The sequence below is a fragment of the Flavobacteriaceae bacterium genome (genome assembly GCA_014075215.1).
Classification (GTDB): Bacteria; Bacteroidota; Bacteroidia; order Flavobacteriales; family Flavobacteriaceae; genus Polaribacter.
The window spans coordinates 2450581-2476429 of the sequence record CP046177.1 but is presented as its reverse complement, the minus strand read 5'-3'; the positions used below and the strand labels follow the sequence as shown (position 1 = coordinate 2476429).

Here is a 25849-nt window from a genome sequence, read left to right as displayed (position 1 = left end):
AATTATTAAAAATGAAGTATCTAAAAAACATAATAATACTATTCATACTCGTATTTTCAGTACCTATTTCAGCACAAAACACCAACGGTAAAGCCTATTATGTTTTAAAAAATACGATAAAAATAAACTTAAGTAATCGTCAAATTCCAGAGGCTCAAAAGGCAATGATACAAGAGCGTATCAATAGTATGTCTACTAATAATTTTGTACTCTCTTTTAATAAGAATTCTTCTATATATGTTGAAGAAGAAAAGTTAGAACAAGACCAAGGCAATGGAATAATAGCACAACGGATGGGAATGATGAAAATGATACTTAATCAAGGGAGTAATGGCAAACTTTACAAAAATAATATCGACAATACTTACAAAAATCAAGTAGACCTTTATGGGAAACTATTCCTAATTCAAGATTCACTTAAAGCGATAGATTGGAAAATTACTGATGATGTAAAAACGATTGGAAAACATACCTGCTTTAAGGCAACGGCTATCTTAAAAAATAGAGGATTACCAACAAATTTTCGCCCAGGAGAGCAACGAACAAATGACTCGAAAGAAGAAAGAAAAATAGAGGATGAAATGATAATAGTAACGGCTTGGTTTACTCTTGATATTCCTGTTTCTCAAGGACCTGCAATGTATTATGGTTTACCAGGGTTAATTCTAGAAGTAAATGCAGGAAATACTACAATTCTTTGCTCAAAAATAGAATTAAATAAAGAAGAAGAAACTATAAATCCGCCTAAAAAAGGAAAGAAAATAACCCAAGAAAAATATGATGCTCTTGCAAAGAAGAAAGCGCAAGAAGTTCGAGAAAATTTCCGTAGAGGAAGAGCTGGTTTAGGAAAAGGAAACTAAAAATAGATTCAAATGAAAAAAATCGTATATATACTTTGTGTACTATTTTCTTTAAACGCTTTTTCGCAGGAGATTAATGTTTCAGGATCTATAAAAGATAGTATTGGCACACCTTTAGAGTCTGCTAATGTGGTGGCGATAAATAGTATAACAAAAAAATTAGCTTCATATTCAGTTGTTAATAATAAAGGTAGATACCAGCTTTCGCTTGAAAAGAATGCTAACTATACTTTAAAGGTTAGTTTTTTAGGATATAAAACCATTTCTGAAACTTTGGAAATAACCGAGCAATCTATAGGCTTTGAAAAAAACTTTACACTTTACGAGGATAATAGCCAATTAGATGAAGTTCTTTTAACTTATGAAATGCCTATTACAGTTAAAGGTGACACCATAGTATATAATGCTGATTCTTTTAAGAATGGTACAGAAAAGAAATTAGGCGATGTGCTTAAAAAATTACCAGGAGTAGAAATTAATGATGATGGAGAAATTGAGGTTGAAGGCAAACGTGTACAGAAGCTAATGGTAGAAGGGAAAGATTTTTTCGATGGAGATTCTAAATTGGCAGTAGAAAATATACCGTCTAATGCCATTGAAAAAGTACAAGTGCTTAAAAACTTTAATGAAGTCTCGCAATTACAGGGTGTTACAAATAATGACGATAGTATAGCTATTGATATTAAGCTTAAAGAAGGAAAGAAGAATTTTTGGTTTGGTGATGTTACAGCTGGTGGTGGGCCAGATGATAGATATTTGGTTCACCCAAAGCTGTTTTACTACAGTCCAGAAAAGAGTATTAATATTATAACAGACATCAATAATATTGGTGAAATACCTTTTACACGTAGAGATTATTTTAAGTTTACAGGAGGTTTTAAAAATTTGGCAGGAGGAGGAACCACCTTAAATTTAACTCAAGATAATTTAGGGTTTTCATTACTTCAAAACAATATGGCTAATGAAATAGAAACTAAATTTGGAGCTGCAAATTTTAGCTATTCACCAAGTAAAAGCCTTGATTTAAGTGGCTTCTTTATTTATTCTGGAACAAAAACAGATATAGAAGAACTAACAACAAGAGATTATATTTTAGATGACCTCACAGAGGAAACTACAACGAGTTCTGTTCAAGACAATAAGTTAGGTCTTGGTAAAATAAGTGCATCTTATAAACCGCATAGCAATTTTCAATTAGATTATGATGTGTTCTTAAAACTGTCTGAACAAGAAGAAAGTAGTAGAGTCTCGTCTACAACAGCAACTGTAAATAATACCATAAATGAGTTGAGAGAAGACAATCCTTTTTCTATTAACCAGAATGCAAATCTTTATTATACATTAAACGATAAAAATATTTTTTCAGCCGAAGTACAACATTTATGGTCTAAAGAAAACCCTTTTTACAATGCAACATTTTTAGGTTTAGGCGAGAATCCAAGTGTAGCAGTGTTGCCATTTTCTACTGTATTCCCTTATGATACTACGCAAGAGAATTACGGATTAAATTAAGACAAAACAATTAATACCAATAAGTTTGATGCTAAAGTGAATTATTACAATGTACTAAATAACACAAGTAATTTAAACTTTGTTATTGGTGGTACTAACAGTAAACAGAATTTCGACTCTTCAATTTTTCAAACTTTGGACGATGGAAGTATAAATGACTTTTCTGAAGACGGGTTTAATAATGATGTTACTGCTAATTTTTTAGATATCTATGCAGGCGCAAAATATAAATTTATTACTGGAAAATTCACATTTGCGCCAGGAGTAAACCTTCATAGTTACACTTATAATAATGAACAACTCGGAGAAAAATATGAAGATACTCAAACGAAACTATTACCAAATTTTTATGCTAATCTGCAATTTAAAAAATCTGAAAGCTTACGATTTAACTATTCTCAAACCGTAGCATACCCTGATATTAATAGTGTGGCACAAGGTTATGTGTTTACTAATTATAATTCACTATTTCAAGGGAATAATGAGATTAAAAATGGTCTATACGATACATTCAATTTAAACTATAGTAGTTTTAGTTTGTTTAATTATACTAATGTATTGGCATCATTAAGATATACGAAAATGAATGACCCAATTAAAAATAGTCTTATCTATCAAGGCATAAATTCGGTATCTACACCAATTAATTCAACCGTAACAGACGAAAGCCTTAACGGAATATTTCGTTGGGATAAAACCATTGGAAAATATAAAGTAGGCTTAAGTGCTAATGTGTCTTGGTTTAATAATTTTAATGTAGTAAACGATAAAATAACTGAATCAGAATCATTAACACAGCGCTATAAAGTAAGCGTTTTGACAAATTTTAAAAAAGGACCAAATTTTGAAATCGGTTACCAAAGTGCTATAAGCGATTTTACAAATTCAGGTACTAAAAACACCTTTTATACAGATATGCCTTTTGCAAAGTTAGAGATGGTATTCTTTAAAGATTTTTCTTTTACATCAGATTATAGCTTCTATAATTATTCTGATGATCAGCAGACACTAAACTCTTATTCTTTTTTAAATGCAAATCTCTATTATAGAAAAAAAGACAGTAAATGGAAATTCAGATTAGGTGTTAAAAATATTCTTAATACCCAATCAATAAATCAAAACAATTATAACGAAGCTTTTTCTACCACGTCAGAGTATTATGTACAACCGCGTTATGGTTTTTTAACTGTTACATATAAATTATAAATACTAAACCCCTCAATGAGGGTTTCATCTATACATTTTAAGTCTCTGTATAGTAAATTTTAATAATCTTGTTTTCTATACTATTTTTGAAGGGTGGTGGTAAACATAAATAATTTAAACCAATAAATGTGTAATAGTCCTAATTTTGAAAAACAATTAGAAAATAATAAACAATAAAAAATATAAAAATGAAATTATTAAAAAATAGTATCGTAGTAGTAGTATTGTTAGTTAGCACAATAACTTTCGCACAAGACAAAAAACTTACAGAAGAACAAAAAAAGCAAGTTAAAGAACAGTTAGAACAGTATTTTGAAAAATTAGACTTATCTGAAGAGCAGAAACCAAAATTTGAAGAAACTACAAAAAAGTACGCACTTCAAATGAAAACTTTAAAAACTAGTGGTAAGAGTAAATTTGCCAAGTACAAGGAATATAAATCGATAAAACGTTCTAAAAACAACGAAATGAAAACATTGCTTTCTGCTGAACAATACAAGATTTATAAAAAAACTCAAAAAGAAATACAAAAGAAGATGAAAGAAAAATTTAGAAATAGAAATTAAAATATCAAATTTAAACACAGATTTTTATTACCTCTATAAACAACAACCGAGAAATTGGACTTGCTACATTTAGAGTGACAAAGAGTTAAGCTAATTTTATCTAAAATAACTTAACCATATGAAACGAAGAAAATACAGTAAAGAGTTTAAAATTAAAGCAGTAGAATTAAGCAATGTACGAGGTAACACAAAGCAGATTGCCATGGAATTGGGAATCAGTGCAGATCTTATTTACAGATGGCGTAGAGAATTAGAACAGCGTCCTGATTTAGCTTTTAGCGGTAATGGCGTCAAACAACTCACAGAAGATCAGAAAGAGTTAGAGCGATTACGTAAACAGCTCAAGGATGTTACCATGGAGCGGGATATCTTAAAAAATGCCGTGAGCATCTTCTCCAAGAGCGATCGGAAGTATTGAAATTTATCAAAGATTACAGTAGAGAATATCCGGTTGGGAAGATGTGTAAAATTTTTAAAATTAGTAGAAACAGTTATTACAGGAGTAAGAATTATGTTCCATCAGATAGAGATGGAAAAAATCGTATGCTACTCTCTGAGATTCACCGTATCTGTGAGCGAAGTAAATCTACTTATGGAAGTCCTAGAATTACAGAGGAACTCAAAGCTAAAGGGTTTAAAGTATCTAGGTCTAGGGTAGCACGATTGATGAAAAAACACGGGATTAAAGCAGTTCGTAAAAAGAAATTTGTTGTCACGACAGATTCTAAGCATCAATATCCAGTAGCTGATAATGTATTGGATAGAGATTTTAAAGCTACCGCTGCTGCACAGAAATGGGTTTCTGATATTACCTATTTAAAGACTGCACAAGGATGGCTGTACTTAACGGTAATTATTGACCTGTTTGATCGTAAAGTCATTGGTTGGTCTTTGAGCAATGGACTCAAAGCAAGACAAACTATCATTGCTGCATGGAGAATGGCTGTAAACAACAGAATGCCTTGTGAAGGTATGATTTTTCATTCTGATCGAGGTGTACAATACGCATCTCATGCGTTTGTTAATATCCTTAAAAGTTATCATGTAACACCCAGTATGAGTAGAAAAGGAAACTGTTGGGATAATGCAGTAGCTGAATCTTTTTTTAAAACAATCAAAACAGAACTAATGATAGACAATAAGTTTATATCCAACAAAAGTCTTCAAATTAAAGTCTTTGAATACATAGAAACTTGGTACAACAGATACAGAAGACATTCTGCTCTTGGTTACAAAAATATCATCGAATTTGAAAAATTATATCAAATCAAAAATGTAGCTTAACTTTTTGTACCATTTTTTGTTGCATATCCAAATTGATGCTTTATTAAAAACTCCTTTTAGGAGTTTTTTTATTGACCTCATAAAAATTTGGTTAAAACAATAGGAGAGAGGAGCGTAATATTTTAGGGGGTTAGTTACTATTTTTATTAGTGTTTCTACATTTTAAGGCTCTTTCTTAAGTGGTCTTGGTTAGCTACAATGTTTCCTAAAATATAGTGTAACGAACCGTTAATTGTTTCCAAAGTTTTATGCAGTCTTGATTTTTTTGTTTCTTTTTTTATCAAGAAAAAAAGATAAATGAAACCTTAAGAAGTTCTACAGTTTAATTTCTATTTTACATAATATTAGAAGTCAAATTAAAAGAATATTCTAATGAAAGTAAGAACAAAGCAAGTGTACAGAAATTTTTAAGCAAGGATTTGAGCAAGGGAAAATTTTGTACTGTTGCGAAATGCTTTACGATAAGTTTCTGAAAACTTTTTACAACGATAATTTTAATTACAGACGAATTATAAATACGAAACTAAAAGCTTTTGCTTTTTTTGGCGTTGGCAAGCGATGGATAATTGTGTGTAAAATAAATTGTGATAACAATTTGATTTTATAAAAGCAATCGAGCGTTTGGTAGCGGCAATTTTACATAATGGCAAATTATAGCTACAAATAACTTTCATTATAAATCTAAAATCTTAATCCATGAGAATCGCGTATTTGAAATTTTAATGACCCAAATACTGAATATTAAAAAAGATTACAGCAGTTTCTGGGATATTTTACATAATATAGAATTATAGCTTACGAATGGCATACAATACATAAATAACAAATATTGACATTTGTACTATAATTATTATTATGTTAAATAATATAAATTGACCCTCTCTTTTTATAGGAAGAACTTAAATTTATTGAATTACAAACTGGATTTGTTTTGATATTGAGCGATTTTTTGCGTGAGGTAACTGCAAATCAGTATCAAAAAGACGATTCAGATTATTTCCGGCCAAATCTTCTAACTTACTATCAATTAAAAGTATATATTTTCCCCTTTTCCAATTTTTTATAGGAGTAAAAAAAATATTTTTATCACCCTCTGTCAATACAAAATTACCTTGTGCTAATTCATTTTTATCATTTAAAACTTGAATCATTTCTTTAACTAAAGTGATGTCTAAAGGTTCGTCAAAATAAATGCCTAATGGTGATTTTGTCTCTGGTTTTGGGAGATTCAATTTCCAATTTTCTACAGAAGGTTGTTTACGATCTCTTTTTTTAACTCGTATTGTTTTGTTGTAATTTTTCCCTAAAGAAATCCCCTCAGCATCTCTTAAATTATTGAGAATAACTATTTCATAGGTATTCCCTTTTTTAATTGGAATACCTGATTTTTTATTTGGAATTAAATCTTGTTTAATCCTTCCGGGGTCCAGCCACAAGGTAATCTCTGTATGATCCTTATTCCATAATTCATTTTCTAATGGTAAAAATGGGTTACTGACTTCTTTTGTATCATTATTAATAACTCTTATAAAGTCTAAAAATGGCTCAGATTGTTGCATTGGTTTAGAAAAAACAAAATGCATTTTTAGAAGGTTTTCAGGAACAGAATCTGTAGTTGGATAGATGGTAAGTACTTTTGGTTTGATGTTTTCAGATATTGCTTTGATGCTAAACGTTATAAAAACAATTCCATCTTTTAATATTTCATACGATTCCCCTGCCGTAAAAGGAATAATAGGTTTAAACGTTATAGAATATCCATCTAATTCACTATTTCCTATAATTGCTTGGTTTTTTATTCCTTTTAAGACAACAGTATAATTAGCTTTCTTATCATCTATTTTGAAATCAATATGCGTGGCAGTGCCGTGTTCATATCGTATTAAAAATGCACTATCTTTCTCTTTCGTAATACAGGATATCAGTCCATAAATGGCTAAAAAAAAGATCAAGAATTTCTTGATCTTTTTGAGGTCATTAGCTACGCTTTTAATCCCTACATCCATTTTTTACTCCTATTGTGCAAATACAATACTCCGTCGTTTCTTCTTCTTAAGAATAATACATTTTCTTCATCTAAATCATCTAATTGCTGCACATTCACAAATGGCAGGTTATCATAAGTAAGTCCAACATTTTTGCCAAATTCTGTTACTGGTTTGGTTAATGACTCTTTAAAATTAACAATATCTTTAAAATTAATTCGCATCACGGGTCTATTAGAGTTAGACATAAAGAATTTGAGTTCATTTCCCTTTTTAAAACTGATAATATCTAAAGGAGAATTTCCACTTCCTAATTCTGCAATTGTCCTTCCTTTTAAGTGTTTTCCTCCTTTTAACTCATCAATAGGAAACAACACTAATGGAGTACAGGTGTAGCTCGCTAATAAATATTCTTTATCTTCTATGGCTGTCACATCAAAGGTTTTAACCGGAGCATAAGTCTCATACCTTCCATGCGCTACATGATAAATTTCTAAAGTCGCGAAATCTTGCTTTTTTGTAAATGGGAAAGGAATACTAGAGAATGAAGAACTAAACTCTTTGTTAGAAAGCCCTGAAACCAACACTTTTCCATTGTAGTATTTCATATCTGAAATTGCCCACCGTCTTAACTCCCGTCCGCGCCGGTCTTTAGCTCCTTTAGCAACCGGGTGATTTAATGCTATTTTAGAATAGCTGACATTGTTTAAAGAAACACTTTTTAAACTCCCACTTGTCAGTTTTAATAAAACAGGCCTTCCTTCTCTGGTATGCACTGAGAAATAGGGAACTTTTGAGATTGGGTTTACTGCCATATCAGTAATTCTGATATTTTTCGATGTAGTTCCTAAAGCAGCAGCAATTTTTACATCAAAATCTTCAATTGCAATTTTATCAGCTTTGCTTTTTAATGATATATCTTTTGTGTCAATGGCATAAACCATTGCATTATCAGAATCTCCAATAAATAAAATTCCTTCCGGTCCAAAACTCAAGCTATTAATAGAAGCAATTTGAGGATTTCCAATGACAAAATCTTTTGTAAGCACACTTTCATTCTTAGTTGTTGCAGCAAATAGTAATAAGACTACAATTACTAAACTTAACGGGTATATTATTTTTTTCATACGATTAGATTAGGTATTTTGATAAAGGTATATAGTTATCTGTATTTAGATAAAGAGTAAAAATGCTATTAACTAATATTTAACACTTTGATTTTGAGATTAATATTTTAACAGAGATAGTACTTCTTTTTCAAATCTGGCTTTTGGTAAATATTGATTTTCCAGGGCTGCTTGAAATGGAATCGGTGTTTCCAAGCTAGCAATTCTTTTTACGGGTGCATCTAAAAATTCAAAACAGTTTTCCGTAATCATAGCTGATATATCACTGGCAATACCACCGAATAAAGAATCTTCTTGAAGAATGATTACTTTTCCTGTCTTCTTTACCGATGTATATATAGCTTCTGTATCTAAAGGCTGCAAAGTTCGTAAATCAATGACATCTGCCTGTATATCAGGATGACGCTTTAAGGTATCCAAAACCCAGTGAATTCCGGCTCCGTAAGAAATAATAGTCATGTCCTCCCCTTCTTTTAAAATGGCGGCTTTTCCAATTTCTACGGTAAAATAGTCTTCAGAAACATCCTGATATACAGATCGATACAGTGCTTTATGTTCAAAAAATAATACGGGGTTTGGATCATTGATGGCTGCACATAACAATCCTTTTGCATCTTCGGGAAAAGCAGGATATACTACTTTTAGTCCCGGTGTTTTAGTAAACCAGGCTTCATTTGTCTGGCTGTGAAAAGGACCGGCCCTCACTCCTGCTCCGCATGGCATCCGTATGACCACATCTGCATATTGGCTCCAGCGATAATGTGATTTTGCCAGCAGATTAACAATTGGGTTGAATCCTGAACTTACAAAATCTGCAAATTGCATTTCCACAACAGCCTTCATACCACTTATACTCAAACCATAGGCAGTGGCAACAATGGCAGATTCACATATAGGAGTATTTCGGATACGTTCCTTTCCAAATTTTTTCACAAAACCATCGGTAATCTTAAAAACCCCTCCGTATTCGGCAATATCCTGACCCATTATAATTAAATGATCATGTTTTTCCATAGATTGCTCCAGACCTTTGGAAATAGCATCTATCAGACGAATGTTCGCCTTATTTTTTGATGGAGGAATGATTTTTTGCCGGTAAGCAGCATAAACATCATTCAATTCTGTTTTTATATTGGGAATGATAGCCGATTCATCATACGCTTTTTGTAAATGTTCTTTGATCTCGGACTTGATTGTTATTTTGGTTTGATTGACAAAATCATCATCAACTATATTTTCAGATAACAGATAGTCTTCAAAATTAATAAGCGGATCTCTGCCCTTCCAGGTTGCTATCAATTCTTTCGGAACGTATGCGGTGCCACTTGCTTCTTCATGACCCCGTATCCTGAAAGTTTCAAATTCCAGTAAAACAGGTCCGGGTTTTTCTCTTATACTTTGTGCCAGTTCGGAAACTTTGGTAAATACTTCCAAAATATTATTGCCATCAATTCTACAAGATGGTATACCATAACCTAACCCTCTATCTGCTAAGTGTTTGCAATGGTACTGTTCGGATACAGGGGTAGATAATCCATACCCGTTGTTTTCAATACAAAACAGTACAGGCAAACTCCAAACAGAAGCGATATTTAATGCTTCGTGAAAATCACCTTCACTCGTCCCTCCTTCTCCTGTAAATACAGCACATGCCCGGTTGTTTTTTTTTAATACGTTCGCAAGTGCAATACCATCTGCTACACCTAATTGAGGCCCTAAATGAGAGATCATTCCTATAATATTGAACTCCCGGGTTCCGAAATGGAAACTTCTATCTCTTCCTTTGGTAAAACCGCTCTTCTTTCCCTGCCACTGTGCAAATAACCTATGTAAAGGGATTTCTCTGCTTGTAAAAACACCCAGATTTCTATGCATGGGCAATATATATTCTTCTTTTGTTAATGCAGAAGTTACGCCTACGGAAATGGCCTCTTGGCCAATTCCTGAAAACCATTTGGAAATTTTCCCTTGTCGTAATAAAACCAACATTTTTTCCTCAATTAAGCGAGGCTTTAACATACTCGTATATAATTTAAGCAATTGTTCCTTTTTAATTTTATAACGACTGTAGTTCATTAGCGTTTTCATTTCTAGAACTCATTTAAAAACGAATAAAGTAAAGAAAATTTTTATAAAAATTATGGGCTCTAGTTTAAAATTGTGTTGATACTAACATTTGATAGTTTTCATCAATTTTTCGATATTCTTGATAGGCATTGGTATCTACTATTGACTTTTTAGCCAGCTCTTGAATTTTATTCTTGTGATTTTTAATTGACTCTTTTATGCGATATTTTTTCATATTCTTTTTGGTATTACTCCAATTGAAAATTTTCTTCGGGCTTTGAGCTTTTACATTCAATGCTACCAAAACTTCCGCAAATTACTAAAATGCTGTAATTGTCTTTTTAATAATTGAAATACAATCCCTTAATTCTTCTTCATTTATGACCAAAGGTGGTGCAAAACGAATGATATTACCATGTGTTGGTTTTGCCAACAAACCATTATCTCTCAGTTTTATACAAATGTCCCATGCAGTAGTGCTATCCTCGGTATCATTGATAACAATTGCATTTAATAATCCTTTTCCCCTGACCAAACTTACTAATTCATTTTCTTTGGCAAATTCAGTCAATTCTTTTCTCAATATCATTCCCAGATACGCTGCATTTTCAGCTAAACTCTCTTCGGTAACCACTTCCAGGGCAGCAATGGCCACAGCCGCCGCTATTGGATTTCCTCCAAAAGTAGAGCCGTGATTTCCCGGCTGGATCACATTCATAATGGCATCGTTTGATAAGACTGCGGAAACAGGGTACGCACCACCACTCAGTGCCTTTCCTAAAATCAAGATATCCGGAGTTACATTTTCGTGGTCTACTGCTAATAACTTGCCTGTACGTGCAATTCCTGTTTGCACTTCATCAGCGATGAATAACGCATTGTATTTTTCGCATAAGGCTTTTGCTGCTGCCAAATATCCTTCGGAGGGAACATATACTCCCGCTTCTCCTTGGATAGGTTCTACCAAAAATCCGGCTATATCAGACGTGCTTTCCAACACTTTTTCTAATGCCGAAAGATCATCATAAGGTATTTTGATAAAGCCCTTAGTATAAGGTCCAAAATTTTCACGTGCTACAGGATCATTGGAAAAGGAAATAATAGTAGTCGTTCTGCCGTGAAAATTATTTTCGCAGACAATAATCTGCGCTTCGTTTTCTCTAATTCCTCTTACTTCGTATGCCCATTTTCTACACAACTTTAATGCCGTTTCAACAGCCTCTGCCCCGGTATTCATAGGTAATAATTTGTCAAAACCAAAATAAGCGGTGGCAAATTTTTCATATTTCCCCAGCATATCATTGTAAAATGCTCTTGATGTCAAACTCAAAGTTTGTGCTTGCGCTATCATTGCATTTACAATTTTAGGATGGCAATGACCCTGATTGACAGCAGAATAAGCCGATAAAAAATCATAGTATTTTTTTCCTTCCACATCCCATACATAAACCCCTTCTCCTCTACTCAACACCACCGGTAACGGATGATAATTGTGTGCTCCATATATATTTTCCAAATTAATTGCTTCTTGTGAAGTCATGTGTTCTAAAACAGCCATTTTAATAGTTTTTAAATTGATAAAATAACCATTCCTACTATACCTTTATCCTTTCGAAGAACCCGAAAATTCAGCGTGGGAGAGAAATCATCCCTGAAACCTGCAAATTACTAAATATTACTCATGTCATAAAATCCTGATGAAATTATTTTTTAACGTTAAAAAGTTTGAAAGTTTAAAATTCGGTAAATTTAACTTCAATTGTTTTTAGGAATAAAGAACTGAGATGAATTTGTCTTACATTTTTTTATTTCAAAAAAAATAATATACGTTTGTAAAAACTTATAAAAAAGCTATGAGGCTAATTCTTAATTTTTTTAAATCCATTTATTCATCTAATGTTAAAGTAATGAACTCGTTTAAACTTTTTGAATTTAAGCGAGTTTTTAATATATTTACTGTCAAAATCAATGTATGAAACGTTTTGGGATCAGTCACAAAAGTTGTGTGTGAGTTCAGATGAAGATTAATTGTTAATTGAAGATTGAATGAAGTGTGTCTTTGCGAGTGAAACGAAGCAATTAGGGATCAGGGTCAAAAGTTTTGTGTGGATTGAATTAAAGTTTTGATCTTTGTAAAAAAAAACAGAGATTGGAATTATCCTTAGACCTTTTAAAATTCATCTTACCTGAGATGCTCGTAGAACATTTTGATTTGGTAAGACACACTCATCGAAATGAGGAACTTCATTTGTATTTTGAAGAGCGTAATGTTGTTCCTAAAGAAGTCATAAATCCTAATGTAATTGCTCATGGTTTCCACAAAGAGATTACTATTGAAGACTTTCCTTTGCGTGGAAACACTGTGTATCTTCACGTAAGGCGACGTAGATGGTTAGATAAAGAGACTAGGCAAATCATTCAAAGAGATTGGAATCTAGTAGCTCAGGGAACTCGCATGACAGGTGAGTTTGCTGCTTTTTTAAAAGAGATTAGTCGATACTGAGAAGAGTGATTGCAAAACCATTGCAAGAATCTATGGCGTGAATGGGAAGAAGTTCCAAAGGCAGTATCGAGATTATTTGAGTGAGTTTAAACAGTGGAAGGAAAAGTCTCATGCCAAAGAGTGGTTGATCTTCCCTGAGAATATAGGAACTCGATTATCTATCGACGAAGTAGCCTTATCAAAAGGAGAACTCTACACCATCGTTACCAATAAAAAAGCTAAAGGAAAGAAAGGAAGTATTGTGGCGATCATAGCTACTACCAAAGCAGAACCTATTATCAAACACCTATTTAAAATCTCATCTGCGAAAAGAAACAAGGTCAGAGAAATTACCCTAGATATGGCGAACTCCATGAAGCTGATTGCCAAACGGTGTTTCCCCAAAGCCATACAAGTAACCGATAGATTCCATGTACAGAAACTAGCTCTAGAAGCACTTCAAGAAATTAGGATCAAACATCGATGGGAAGCCATAGATACAGAAAATGAACGGATCAAACTTGCCAAAACCAATAACAAAGAATATTACCCTGAAATATTAGAAAATGGAGATACCATAAAGCAACTCTTGGCTAGAAGCAGATACTTACTCTACAAAGCACCAAGTAATTGGACAGAAGATCAAAGAGTAAGAGCTAACATCCTCTTTAAAAGATATCCTGATATCAAAACAGCTTTTAAGCTCGTACAAGGACTTAGAAATATCTTCAACACAGCAAACTCAATACAAGTCGCTTATACAAAACTAGCGCATTGGTATAAAGATGTAGAACAAACAGCATACAAGGCTTTTAATACCATAGCAAACTCTATCAGGCTTAACTATAGATCAATATTGAATTACTTCATTAATAGAAGTACTAATGCAGCGGCAGAATCTTTCAATGCCAAAATCAAAGCCTTTAGATTACAATTTAGAGGGGTCAAAAACACAGAATTCTTCCTCTATAGATTAACTACAATTTTTGCATAAACACAACAATTAGTCTTGATCCACGTTTTGCTTATTTATGGATTAGTTTTATGATCATCAGTTGTGTAAATTCTGAAAATACAGCAGAATTTATAAAAAATACCGAGGGCAGATATCTTTTTAATTCCGATGAAGTAATAGAAATTTATTTTGCGGAAAAAGAATTAAAAGTAAAATGGAGAGGGCAAGATATGACACCTGTAAAGGTGAATGATTCTGCTTTTTATCTAAAAGAAATGAATGAAAAATTAGTTTTTGTTTCTACTCCGGAAATGCATATTCAATTAGCTCCCAAAAGGGAACATAACGAGCAAAAGTTTACCTTCATTAAATTAGAAAAAGGGGCAAAAACTCCTCATGAGTATATAAAAAGTAAAGAATATGATAAAGCTTTGAGGGGATATTTGGCCATTAAAGAAAAAGATTCTTTAGACCCGGCCATTGAAGAGTGGGTTTTAAACAGGTTGGGGTATGCGATGATAAGAGAAAAAAAATTCGAAGATGCCATAGAAATTTTTAAGATCAATGTAGCTTTGTATCCTTATAAATCAAATCCTTATGATAGTTTGGGAGAAGCGTATTGGTATATAAAAGATACGGTGAATACCATTGCCAATTTTAAAAAAGCATTATCTATAAATCCTGAGAACAGGAGTTCCAAAAGATTTTTAAAGAAACATAAATTAGAATAGTCATTGAAAAAATTACAATATCCTATCGGAAAATTTACAGCTCCGGATGTTATTACGGATCAACATAAAAAGGAATGGATTGCTGTTTTGGAACATTTCCCTACAAGATTAGAAAATTTGGTCGTGAACCTCTCCGAAGAACAGTTAGATACACCTTACAGAAATAGTGGTTGGACGGTAAGACAAGTAGTACATCACTGTGCAGACAGCCACCATAATAGTTATGTGCGTTTTAAGTGGGCACTAACAGAAGAAAATCCCGTAATCAAAGCCTATGAAGAAAAAGACTGGGCCACGTTATTTGACAGTAAATCGGCACCTATTGCTCCATCCATATGTCATCTAAAGGCGGTTCATGCCAAATTGGTTTATCTGTTAAAGGGTCTGACTAATGAGCAACTGGAGCGAACTTTCATTCATCCTTCGGATCAAAGCAAAATTAGCTTAAGATAAAATATTGGCAAATATGCCTGGCATGCCAACCATCATTTTGCACATATCGAAAATTTGCTGATTCGTAACAACTGGATATAATTCCTATATTTAATCAAAAGATTAGCACCAGCAAAATGAAGACGAAAGAAGAAATTACATTTGAAGATTTTTTAAAAGTTGATATCAGGATAGGTATGATTGTAGAAGTAGCTGATTCTCCGGGAGCTCATAAACCGGCCTATCAACTACATATCGATTTTGGTGATCTGGGTATCAAAAAATCCGGTGCTCAAATAACACATCTTTATACCAAAGAAGAATTATTAAACAGGCAGGTGGCCTCCATCGTAAATTTTAAGCCAAAACAAATAGCTAACTTTATGAGTGAATGTCTGGTTTTAGGAGTATATAACAACACCGGGGAAGTAGTTTTACTTCAAAGTTCAAAAACTATTAAAAACGGAGTACAGGTGTTATAGTTACTTTATAATACAAAAAATGAATCCATTTGATGTAATGTTGAAATTTAGTAGAAAAGTTAGAAAGTTAAAAAGTGTAAAAGGCAATCTTATTTAGGTATCTCAATAACCAAAAATTTAACTAACAATCTTCACAACAATTACCATCTTTTACCAGCTTACAACTGGCGACTGCTAAAATAGCACCGAGTATGGGTGCAGTCATATATAACCACAATCCTTGTATATTTCCTGAAATGATATTGGGCCCTAATGAGCGTGCCGGATTCATGGAAGCACTTGTAACAGGGCCCGCAAACAGAGCTTCCAATAAAATAACTCCTCCAACTGCTATTCCTGCCATAATTCCTATCTCTTTGCTACCTGTGGACACATTAATAATAACAACCATTAAAAAGAAGGTAAGCAAAAGTTCCAGTACAAATGCCCTCCAGATAGCTATCTTGGGAACAGTAGCCCCCAAATCTTCACTGGCAGGAAATAAAAACCAAAGTATCAAACTGGCCAAAAAGCCCCCTAATATTTGAGCCATTACATATTTAGGTACTTTTTTCCAGGAAAACTTTTTTGCATACGCAAATGCAATAGAAACTGCCGGATTAAAATGTGCTCCGGAAATATCGCCAAAAGCATAAATCATTGCCATTACAATTAACCCCCAGGTAATACCAATTCCAACATGTGTTACATCACCTCCGGTTATTTCATTAATGACCATTGCACCGGTTCCGCAAAAAACCATAGAAAATGTCCCGATAAACTCAGCTATATATTCTTTCATCTCAAAACTGTTTTTGCAAATATACATCGCCCTATTTTAAGCTTTTGTTAACATTTGAATCATTCTTTAGTTGTACTTTTATAGCGCAAATTAAAACTCATCATTTATGAATAAAGTATTATTAAATTTACTCGTTATTGCGATGTCTTTATCTATAAAAGCGCAAATAACAACACCTCAACCAAGTCCGGCCGGTACCCAGACACAAAAGGTTGGATTGACTGATGTAACCGTAACATATTCCAGACCGGGTGTGAAAGGGAGGAGAATCTTTGGCGGACTGGTAAAATATGGCAAGACATGGAGAACCGGCGCCAATGAAAACACCAAAATTACTTTCAGTACTGACATCACTCTCAGCGGATATCCTCTAAAAAAAGGAACCTATGCCTTGTATATCATACCTAATGAAAAATCCTGGGATGTTATCTTCTATACGGATACTAAAAATTGGGGGGTTCCAAAAGAATGGAATGAAGCTAAGGTAGCTGCAAAATTAAAGGTAGATACCTATAAAATGCCCATGAAAATTGAAACATTTACCATTTCAGTTGATGATATTACTAATACATCCGCTGTTTTAGGGCTATTATGGGAAAACACCTATGTCGGGGTAACATTTGAAGTACCTACGGATAAAATTGTAATGGCAAACATTGCAGATGTTATGAGTGCTTCTCCAAAGGCAGGCGATTATTACAATGCAGCGGTTTATTACAGTGAAAATAATAAAGACATTAAAAAAGCCGGTGAATGGATGGAAGAAGCAATGTCTATGTTTGAAAAACCCGGTTTTTGGCAATTGAGACAACAATCTTTGATTTACGCAAAAATGGGTAAAAAGAAAAAAGCTATTGAAATTGCAAAAAAATCTCTGGAAGGAGCAAAAGCTGCTGACAACAGTAATTATATTGAGATGAATATGGCTTCGTTAAAAGAATGGGGAGCGATGTGATAGAGTAGTTTCAAGTTTGAAAACTATATGTACTTGAGAAAGATGAACTCATTTAAAGTTTTATAGTCAATTATAGAACTTTAAATGAGTTTAATATCAAAAAGAATACGTTCCGGAAGTAGTTTTTATTATTTAATGTATTTTACCTTAGGGGTTTGAGCGAATTTTGAGTCGTACAAACCTTGCTCTCGCATCCATTCATCACTATAAATTTTATTCATATAACGAGATCCGTGATCCGGGAAAATTAATACGACAAGACTTTCGGTATCAAAAATTTTTTTTTGTGCATATTGTTCGATAGCTTGCATAACCGCTCCACAGGTATATCCCGGAAAAAAACCTTCCTTGGCAACTATTTCTCTGGCTTTATACGCTGCATCTTTATCTGTCACTTTTTCATAAAAATCAATTACGGAGAAATCCGTAGCGGTAGGGATTAAGTTTTTCCCTAACCCTTCTATCTTGTACGGATAAATTTCATTTTCATCAAACTCCTCGGTTTCGTGATATTTTTTCAATACCGAACCAAAAGCATCCACGCCTAATATTTTAACCTTCGGATTTTGTTCTTTTAAATATTTTCCTACTCCCGAGATAGTGCCACCCGTACCACTCGCTGCTACCAGGTGTGTAATTTTGCCTTCGGTTTGTTGCCAAATTTCCGGACCGGTAGTAGCGTAATGTGCCTCTATATTTAACTCATTAAAATATTGATTGATGTATACTGAATTTGGTGTTTCTCTATGAATTCTCTTAGCCACTTCATAATACGATTTGGAGTGGTTTGCAGCAACATTAGCCGGACAGACATATACTTCTGCTCCCATAGCCCGAAGTGCATCTACTTTATCTTTAGACGACTTATCACTTATGGCTAACTTACATGTATACCCCTTTAGCATAGCAATCATAGCCAAGCTGAATCCGGTATTGCCGGAAGTAGTTTCTATAATGGTATTCCCTGCTTTAAGGATCCCTTCCTTTTCCGCATTTTCAATAATATACAAGGCAATTCTATCTTTGACAGATTGCCCGGGATTAAATGCTTCTATTTTTGCATAATACCTTCCTGGAAGTTCTTCAGTAATTCGATGTAGTTGAACCAGTGGTGTCTCTCCAATAAGATCTAGTAAACTATTGGTAATTTGTTGATTTCTTATCATTCCTTTTATAACTCATTATACATACCAGCATCAAAAATAACAAAGTTACTGTACCCGGCTCAAATATACCTATTTCGTAATGATTTTAAACCGGATGTAATTTATAAATCAACTAATTTATTTGCTCCAACTTGTCTTCTAATGCCAATAAAAAAGTATAATCTCTTGCTGTCTCCTTTAAGGCATCAAACCTACCTGAAGCTCCGCCGTGTCCGGTATCCATATTTGTATGTAATAATATTACAATCTGTTTTTAATGCTCTTAGTTTTGCAACCCATTTTACGGGTTCCCAGTATTGTACCTGGCTATCAAAATAGCCCGTTGTTACCAGCATATTCGGATAGTCTTTTGCTGCTATTTGGTCGTACGGGGAATACGAGAGAATATAATCATAATATTCTTTGTTTTTAGGGTTTCCCCATTCATCATACTCTCCTGTAGTTAACGGAATTGATTCATCCAGCATCGTTGAAACGACATCGACAAAAGGTACGGTCGCTACGATTCCATGATACAATTCCGGATTCATATTTGCAATAACTCCCATTAGCAAACCTCCTGCGGATCCTCCCATGGCATATAAGTGTTCCGGTGAAGTATAGCTCACATCAATCAAAAACTTGGAACAGTCAATAAAATCGTTAAATGTATTTTTTTTATATAGCATTTTTCCGTCTTCATACCAGTCTCTTCCCAAATACTGACCACCTCTGACATGTGTAAGAGCATATACAAAACCTCTGTCTAACAAACTTAAACGTGTAGTTGAGAATCCGTCCGGAATGGTATATCCGTATGATCCGTATGCATATTGCAGTAAAGGAGTATTTTTACCCGGCTTTGTATTTTTATGGTACACTAATGAAATGGCTACTTTTTTACCATCTCTGGCTGTTGCCCAAACACGTTCACTTTTATAATTCGATTTATCAAACTTCCCTCCTAATACTTGCTGTTCTTTTTTGATTTCTTTTGACCGATCTTTCATATGGTAATCAATCACAGCATTAGGAGTTGTAAATGAATTATAAGAATACCGGAAAATATCCGTATCAAATTCAGGGTTTATGTATACTTGTACAGAATAGGTTTCTTCATCAAAAGGCAAGTACTCATCTTTTGTTCCGTCCCAACGTTTTATTCTTATTTTACTTAACCCGTTATGACGTTCTTCCAAAACCAGGTATTCTTTGAAAATAGACATATCCTCCAATAGCGTATCCTCTCTGTGCGGAATGATATCTACCCAGTTTTCTTTACCTGTTTTAGCTATGGGAGTTTTCATTAACTTAAAATTCTTAGCATTGTCTTTATTTGTAAGTATATAAAAAGAATCTTCAAAATGAGTAATACTGTACTCCAAATCACGCTCTCTGGATTGTATGACTTTAAATGCTTCTTTCGGATTGTCGGCAGACAGAACTCTATATTCGGAAGATACGGTATTGTAAGAACCAATTACAATATATTTTTTTGATTTTGTCTTATATACATAGGTGTTAAAAGTGTCATCGTCTTCATGAAAAACTTCAACATCTTCGGAAGTATCTGTTCCCAGGGTATGTTTAAAAATTTTCGAACTTCTTAAGGTTATGGGGTCTTTCAATGTATAATACAGTGTTTTATTATCATTTGCCCATACCGAACCTCCGGTAGTATTCTTTATTTCGTCTTTATAGACCTCTCCTGTTTCCAGGTTTTTAATTCTGATCACATACTGTCTTCTACTTAAAGTATCTACAGCAAAAGCAACCAGTTTGTTATTTGGGCTTACGTTAAGTCCTCCCAATTGAAAATAGTCATATCCTTTAGCTTCAGTATTCACGTCGAACATGATTTCTTCCGAAGCTTCTAAGGTTTCTTTCTTACGAGTATAGATAGGGTATTGTTTTCCTTTTTCATAACGAGTATTATAAAAATATCCGTTCTCTTTATAAGGCACGGAAGTATCATCTTCTTTAATCCTGCTTTTCATTTCCCGGAACAAGCTCTCCTGAAAAGCATTCGTATAGACTGTTACCTCATCAAAATAAGCATTTTCAGCACGCAGGTATGCCTCTACTTTCCGGGTTTGCTCATCCTTCTTTTTTGCTGTTTTCTGCTCATCCGTCAGACGCATCCAGAAATAGTTATCTATTCTTGTATCTCCGTGAATGCTCAATTTTTTAACTTGTTTTTCTGCAATTGGAGCTTTGGCATCCGTATTTCTCATGGATTGATTTTTACATGCGAACACAAAAATAATACTAAATATTGTGGTAAGTTGTATGATTTTTTTCATGAGTTTAAAGATTTCATCATTACTATATAAAGAAGTGATTTTGTTACCTGCTAATTTAATATTTTAAATTTATGTTCCAAGATATGTCAGAAATGATGAATCAACTGAAAGAAGTTCAACACAAAGTAGAAAAAACCAAACCCAGATTAAATAACGTACTTATTGATGAGTAGTATCCCGAAAAATAAAAATATCTATCACTACTGGCGTTCTGTGTATGGGTCATTGCTGACCGGAGGGAGACTATGATCTATACATCTTGTGTCTGTTGCATTGTCTCGTCCTAAAATAGGGCTACAGTTAATTATTAAAATTTATGCTACATTTTTGTGCACGTAATTAGGTGTTTTATAATCTAAAGATAAATGTAATCTTTTATTATTATATAATTTGATTGCATTTTTTGTTGCTTTTTTGGCGTGATTGATATTTGTAAATGTTTGGTCGAGGAAGAATTCATCTTTTAAAATTCCGTTAACTCTTTCGGCCATTGCGTTTTCGTAGCAATGATTTTCTTGGGTCATACTGATTTGTATCTTTTTTCTTTTCAAAATTTGAGTATAAACATTGCTACAATATTGTATTCCTCTATCAGAATGATGTATGATTTCTTCGGTATTTTTAGTTTGATAAATAGCTTTATTTAAAGCTCTAACACAGCCTTTAAGTTCTAAACTATCACTAATATCATAGCCTACTATTTTTCTTGAATACATATCAGTAATAAGTGCTAAATAACAAAATCCATTTATAGTTCTTATATAGGTAATATCCGAAGCCCAAACTTGGTTAGGTCTATTAATGATCAGGTCTTTTATGATATTTTTATATTTATAAAAACGATGGTAAGAGTTGGTTGTTTTAGAAGAATATTTTTTCCTTCTAATTAACAAATTATTTTCTTTTAAGATTCTAAATAACTGGTCTCTACCTATATTTATATTCTGTTTCCTAAAATCATTATGTAAGGATTTCATTAGCTTTCTAGTACCTTCTCTGGGTAATGTTTTCCTGCTTTTTTTAACAAGCATTATTACATTTTGTTCTATTTGTTTTTTAAGAACAAACCTTTTTTGATATTTGTAATAAGCATCTCTTTTTAACTCGAAAGCATTACAAATAGTAGCGATGGCGTACCTTCTTTTTTTTCTATTAATCGGTGCTATTTTCATTAAGGCTTTATGTTTAAGTTTTTTTTTAATTCTTCAACATTTTTATAGCCAAGATTTTCAGCAGCTACTTCAAGATAACTATCATTCACAAGTTTATCTAGATCCTTTTTAATAAGAAGATCTTTGAGTTGTTTTAGCTCTTTTTGAAGGGCTTTAATACGGGATAATTCGTCGTCTGTTTGCACGGTTACACGGGTGTTCATTAAATCTTTACGGTCATATTTTTTAATCCATACGTTTATCGTACTAGATTGTATGCCGTAAGTTAAGGCAATTTGTCTTTTGGAATGGTTTCCTTTGGTAAGTTCTGCTAATACTTTGAGTTTAAAACTCTCACTATAACGTCTTACATATCCATCATTTTTATACATATACTTGTTGTTTTTTGTATACATATTTCAGGACGGGTCACATAAGTTTTGTAAAGATAAGTTATAGTTTGTTCATGTTGTTTTTATTTATATATTTGGTAAACCAATCTGGTGAACCAGTTTATTATGAAATTTTTCTTTATCCTTTTATCAAGTTCCTTGATAAGTTCAACTATTTATTCGCAAACCTTAGTAACTAATCTTAATGAGTTTAATACTGCCATCAAAAAAGCTAACCCGGGATCAACAATTATTATGAAGAATGGGGAATGGAAAAATGTTTATTTAAAGGTTTTTGGAATTGGAAAAAAAGAAAGCCCGATTACAGTTAAGGCAGAAACTCCCGGGAAAGTAATCATAACCGGAGATTCGAAAATGAACATTTACGGAAAGTACTTGGTGGTTGATGGCCTGTGGTTTAAAGATGGTACACCTAGCTCCAAATCTGTTATTTCGTTTCGAAAAAATTCTAAAGAATTTGCTTATAACTCAAGATTGACCAATTGTACTGTTTCTTATTTTAATCCATCGGATCGCAGTTTTAATACACATTGGGTAGACTTATGGGGAAGAAATAATCGAATAGATCATTGCAATTTTACAGGTAAAACAAATAAAGGCACAACTCTGGTTGTTTGGTTAAAAGGAGGTGCCCACTTAGAAAACAACCATCGTATAGATCATAATTTCTTTGGTCACCGTCCGGATTTAGGCGAAAACGGAGGTGAAACCATACGTATAGGCACGAGTACAAATTCTATGAAATCATCAAAGACAATTGTAGAAAACAATATGTTTAAGAACTGCAATGGGGAAATAGAAATTATCTCTAATAAATCCGGAGATAATATTTACAGGAATAATTTATTTTTTGCAAGTAAAGGAACTCTAACACTAAGACATGGTAATAATGCATTGGTAGAGGGCAACGTTTTCTTGGGAAATAATGTCTCTAAAACCGGAGGAATTAGAATTATTAACGAGGGACACGTGGTAAGAAACAATCTGCTTGTTGGATTGAAAGGTGATGGGTATAGAGGCCCCATAGTAGTAATGAATGGGGTTCCCAATTCTCCTTTAAACAGATATCATCAGGTGAAGAACGTTAACATTCAACACAATACAATCATTAACTGTGGACCGATTGAATTTGCCGCAGGAAAAGATTCGGAAAAAAGCTTGCCTCCGATCAATACCATTTTTGCCAACAACCTAATTACTAATACAACTAAAGGGAAAATTTTTAATTCGCATGATGATATTAGCGGCATCTCTTTTCACAACAATATTGTTGACTCGGAATCGTCTGTTAATGCAAACTATTTTCAAAAACTCAGTGTCGATTGGAAATTGCTTCGTTCACTTCCTATGCCTACAAGTAAAAATACAGGATTAACATCTACTTTTAAAAATGAACAAACCCCAAAAAAAGATATTGTAAACTCGCCTCGAAAAGAAATTGTTGTTGGCGCTTTTAACCTAAATAATGGGCAGTATCCTGAAGCCTTATTAACAAAAACCGGCCCTAATTGGAAGCCTGTAATTGTTGCTCCAAAAATCACTGTTAAAAAGAAAGTTATTATTGTTGAGCCCGGGCAAGAAACACTTGGAAAGGCTTTAAAAAAAACAAATAATGGTGATATTTTACAATTAAAAAATGGCATCTACTTCTCAGATAAAACTCTAAAGATCAATGATAAGGTTACCATTATCGGAAGTGGAGAAACCCTAATCAAAGCAAATAATAAGTTGTCCAAACCTCTTAATTACTTTTTTAGAGTTCAACCTAAAAGCACTCTTATTTTAGATAATTTGATTCTTGATGGAGATAACGATACCAAAGTAAAATATGCTGTTGTATCGCCAGATAAAAATAATGCGGAGAAGTACAATCTTTATATTAGAAATTCTACATTTAAGAACTTCAATAACAAAAAAGGGGGAAGTATATTCAAAGCATACATTGGTACCAAAGCCGATAGTATTGTAATTACAAATTCTAAGTTTGTAGATAGTTATAGGGGGTTCAATCTTTCTTTTGAAAAAGCCTTTGGAAAATATAGTGCCGAGTATATAAAAATTCATAATAGTGTATTTAGTAATCTTGAACAATTTGCTGTCAATTATTTTAAAGCTGACCCAACGTTGGCAATTCAAGGTGGAAAACTGGAAGTAAGCAATTGTATTTTTAATAAAGTTGGAAACTATGAGAAAGGAATCGTTCTGAAAACGAAAGGAATTCCGGAGGTTATTATTAAGAATTCTGTATTTATAAATAGCTACAATTTAAAGCATCCGGTAAGCTTAAAAGGAGCGAATAATCTTATTGAAAATTGCCTTGTTAGTTCCAGTGGTTCTGTAAAAACAACTCAGAATGCTGTTCAAAAGGATATAATATATAAAAGTGCAAAATGGGAAGATAAAAAGAATTTTATTCCAAGTAAAAAATCCCCATTACTAAAGAAAAATAATAAAAGAGAAACTATTGGTTTAATCAATAATTAATTTCTTAACAGTAACTTTCGCATTATTTTTTATAAAAATCACCTAAGTACATGACAAAAATTTAGTCAAGTTCATATTGTTTTGATTTACAGGGTTTAATAGCACAGAAGCGATATAATCTAATCCATATTTGAATATGCTTTTCTTTAACTTCATACCCATCATTCAATGCTTTAGAAACGGTAGAAACAGAGTATCCTGAAATAGAAGAGATTTCTTTGATGGTTATTGAAGACAGCATGACTCAGTTTTTACTTTTCAACTCAGCAATAATTGCTAATGAGTTTTTGGTAAGTGTTTGAATTTTATCATAGTCATAGGTTTCATCTTCTTTTTTAACCATGAGTTTTGAACCCATACCAACACAAGTTACACCAGCTTTAAACCAAGCTTCTAAGTTTTCTCGTGTAGGTGAAACTCCTCCTGTTGGCATAATACTGGTCCATTGACAAGGCCCTTTTATAGCCTTTACAAAATCAGGTCCGTATATTCCTCCCGGAAATAATTTCACAATTTCACAACCTAATTCTTCTGCCTTCGCAATTTCAGTTAAGGAACCACAACCCGGTGACCATAAAACTTTTTTTCTATTGCAAACTAAAGCTATGTCTTCTCGTAAAACTGGGGTTACAATAAAATTGGCCCCTAGCTGCATATACAAAGATGCAGTTCCCGCATCAGTAACAGAACCCGCTCCAAGTATCATTCCGGGTAATTCTTTGAGGGCATACTTATTGAGTTCGGAAAAAATTTCGTGAGCAAAATCACCTCTGTTTGTAAACTCTAACAAGCGAGCTCCTCCATCATAACAAACTTTTACAACTTTCTTACTGATCTCAATATCATCATTATAGAACAACGGAACGAACCCTGTTTTTTCCATAACCATAGCGACTGTTATTCTCGAAAATTTTGCCATAGTATCTTT

General features: G+C 33.2%; 20 protein-coding genes and 3 pseudogenes. 11 read left to right on the top strand and 12 right to left on the bottom strand.

Features of this window, described 5'->3' with window-relative positions:
- Positions 1-11: 11 nt before the first annotated feature.
- From GKR88_12100 to GKR88_12085, 4 genes and pseudogenes are all read left to right on the top strand, one after another.
- Entirely contained in the window at positions 12-860 is an 849-nt protein-coding gene (locus GKR88_12100) for a GLPGLI family protein (GenBank protein ID QMU64957.1), read from the top strand.
- Positions 861-872: 12 nt separating this feature from the next.
- Positions 873-3578 (top strand): annotated as a pseudogene (locus GKR88_12095) (outer membrane beta-barrel protein).
- Between the two features lie 188 nt (positions 3579-3766).
- The gene (locus GKR88_12090) at positions 3767-4144 is read left to right on the top strand and encodes a hypothetical protein (protein ID QMU64956.1); all 378 of its coding nucleotides are present in this window, start codon (positions 3767-3769) and stop codon (positions 4142-4144) included.
- Positions 4145-4262: 118 nt separating this feature from the next.
- Positions 4263-5428, top strand: a protein-coding gene (locus GKR88_12085) for an IS3 family transposase (GenBank protein ID QMU64955.1) whose coding sequence is annotated in 2 segments (ribosomal slippage) — positions 4263-4527 and positions 4527-5428 — 1167 coding nt in all. Because the reading frame shifts where the segments join, the coding sequence is not laid out codon by codon here.
- A gap of 905 nt (positions 5429-6333) precedes the next feature.
- On the opposite strand, the gene GKR88_12080 is transcribed toward GKR88_12085, so the two are convergent.
- The 5 genes from GKR88_12080 to rocD form a co-directional block, all read right to left on the bottom strand.
- The gene (locus GKR88_12080) at positions 6334-7380 is read right to left on the bottom strand and encodes a hypothetical protein (GenBank protein QMU64954.1); all 1047 of its coding nucleotides are present in this window, start codon (positions 7378-7380) and stop codon (positions 6334-6336) included.
- A 44-nt stretch (positions 7381-7424) separates the two neighbouring features.
- The gene (locus GKR88_12075) at positions 7425-8540 is read right to left on the bottom strand and encodes a hypothetical protein (protein ID QMU64953.1); all 1116 of its coding nucleotides are present in this window, start codon (positions 8538-8540) and stop codon (positions 7425-7427) included.
- Positions 8541-8639: 99 nt separating this feature from the next.
- On the bottom strand, positions 8640-10628 hold the full coding sequence (locus GKR88_12070; GenBank protein QMU64952.1) for a dehydrogenase: 1989 nt from the start codon (positions 10626-10628) through the stop codon (positions 8640-8642).
- A 64-nt stretch (positions 10629-10692) separates the two neighbouring features.
- Entirely contained in the window at positions 10693-10842 is a 150-nt protein-coding gene (locus GKR88_12065) for a hypothetical protein (protein ID QMU64951.1), read from the bottom strand.
- Positions 10843-10926: 84 nt separating this feature from the next.
- Positions 10927-12165: an ornithine--oxo-acid transaminase gene (rocD, locus tag GKR88_12060; protein QMU64950.1), complete on the bottom strand. Its 1239-nt coding sequence runs from the start codon at positions 12163-12165 to the stop codon at positions 10927-10929.
- A 591-nt stretch (positions 12166-12756) separates the two neighbouring features.
- Between rocD and GKR88_12055 the strand changes: the two genes are divergently transcribed.
- The 5 genes and pseudogenes from GKR88_12055 to GKR88_12035 all read left to right on the top strand — a co-directional run bounded on the left by GKR88_12055 (position 12757) and on the right by GKR88_12035 (position 15689).
- Entirely contained in the window at positions 12757-13110 is a 354-nt protein-coding gene (locus GKR88_12055) for a transposase (protein ID QMU64949.1), read from the top strand.
- A 19-nt stretch (positions 13111-13129) separates the two neighbouring features.
- The gene (locus GKR88_12050) at positions 13130-14083 is read left to right on the top strand and encodes a DDE transposase (GenBank protein QMU64948.1); all 954 of its coding nucleotides are present in this window, start codon (positions 13130-13132) and stop codon (positions 14081-14083) included.
- A 191-nt stretch (positions 14084-14274) separates the two neighbouring features.
- The gene (locus GKR88_12045; protein ID QMU66706.1) at positions 14275-14775 is read left to right on the top strand and encodes a hypothetical protein; all 501 of its coding nucleotides are present in this window, start codon (positions 14275-14277) and stop codon (positions 14773-14775) included.
- A 3-nt stretch (positions 14776-14778) separates the two neighbouring features.
- Positions 14779-15309, top strand: a pseudogene (locus GKR88_12040) (putative metal-dependent hydrolase).
- A 35-nt stretch (positions 15310-15344) separates the two neighbouring features.
- Positions 15345-15689, top strand: a complete 345-nt coding sequence (locus GKR88_12035) for a tRNA-binding protein (protein ID QMU64947.1) — start codon at positions 15345-15347, stop codon at positions 15687-15689.
- Between the two features lie 121 nt (positions 15690-15810).
- On the opposite strand, the gene GKR88_12030 is transcribed toward GKR88_12035, so the two are convergent.
- Positions 15811-16497 (bottom strand): MIP family channel protein, encoded by a 687-nt coding sequence (locus tag GKR88_12030; GenBank protein ID QMU64946.1) that lies wholly within the window; start codon positions 16495-16497, stop codon positions 15811-15813.
- 79 nt (positions 16498-16576) lie between these two features.
- Here GKR88_12030 and GKR88_12025 point away from each other — a divergent pair, with 79 nt between their 5' ends.
- A complete protein-coding gene (locus GKR88_12025) occupies positions 16577-17425 on the top strand; it encodes a DUF2911 domain-containing protein (GenBank protein ID QMU64945.1) in 849 nt (282 codons plus the stop codon).
- A gap of 128 nt (positions 17426-17553) precedes the next feature.
- On the opposite strand, the gene GKR88_12020 is transcribed toward GKR88_12025, so the two are convergent.
- The 4 genes and pseudogenes from GKR88_12020 to GKR88_12005 all read right to left on the bottom strand — a co-directional run bounded on the left by GKR88_12020 (position 17554) and on the right by GKR88_12005 (position 22416).
- A complete protein-coding gene (locus tag GKR88_12020) occupies positions 17554-18591 on the bottom strand; it encodes a pyridoxal-phosphate dependent enzyme (GenBank protein QMU64944.1) in 1038 nt (345 codons plus the stop codon).
- Positions 18592-18703: 112 nt separating this feature from the next.
- Positions 18704-20804: pseudogene (locus tag GKR88_12015) on the bottom strand (prolyl oligopeptidase family serine peptidase).
- Positions 20805-21187: 383 nt separating this feature from the next.
- Positions 21188-22045: an IS3 family transposase gene (locus GKR88_12010; protein QMU64943.1), complete on the bottom strand. Its 858-nt coding sequence runs from the start codon at positions 22043-22045 to the stop codon at positions 21188-21190.
- Positions 22045-22416: a transposase gene (locus GKR88_12005; protein QMU64942.1), complete on the bottom strand. Its 372-nt coding sequence runs from the start codon at positions 22414-22416 to the stop codon at positions 22045-22047. The genes GKR88_12010 and GKR88_12005 overlap by 1 nt, the downstream gene beginning before the upstream one ends.
- Before the next feature lie 126 nt (positions 22417-22542).
- Here GKR88_12005 and GKR88_12000 point away from each other — a divergent pair, with 126 nt between their 5' ends.
- Positions 22543-24921: a hypothetical protein gene (locus GKR88_12000; GenBank protein ID QMU64941.1), complete on the top strand. Its 2379-nt coding sequence runs from the start codon at positions 22543-22545 to the stop codon at positions 24919-24921.
- A 61-nt stretch (positions 24922-24982) separates the two neighbouring features.
- Here GKR88_12000 and GKR88_11995 read toward each other — a convergent pair whose 3' ends face one another.
- Positions 24983-25159, bottom strand: a complete 177-nt coding sequence (locus tag GKR88_11995) for a LacI family DNA-binding transcriptional regulator (GenBank protein QMU66705.1) — start codon at positions 25157-25159, stop codon at positions 24983-24985.
- Between the two features lie 6 nt (positions 25160-25165).
- Positions 25166-25840: a bifunctional 4-hydroxy-2-oxoglutarate aldolase/2-dehydro-3-deoxy-phosphogluconate aldolase gene (locus GKR88_11990; GenBank protein ID QMU64940.1), complete on the bottom strand. Its 675-nt coding sequence runs from the start codon at positions 25838-25840 to the stop codon at positions 25166-25168.
- Between the last annotated feature and the right edge of the window lie 9 nt (positions 25841-25849).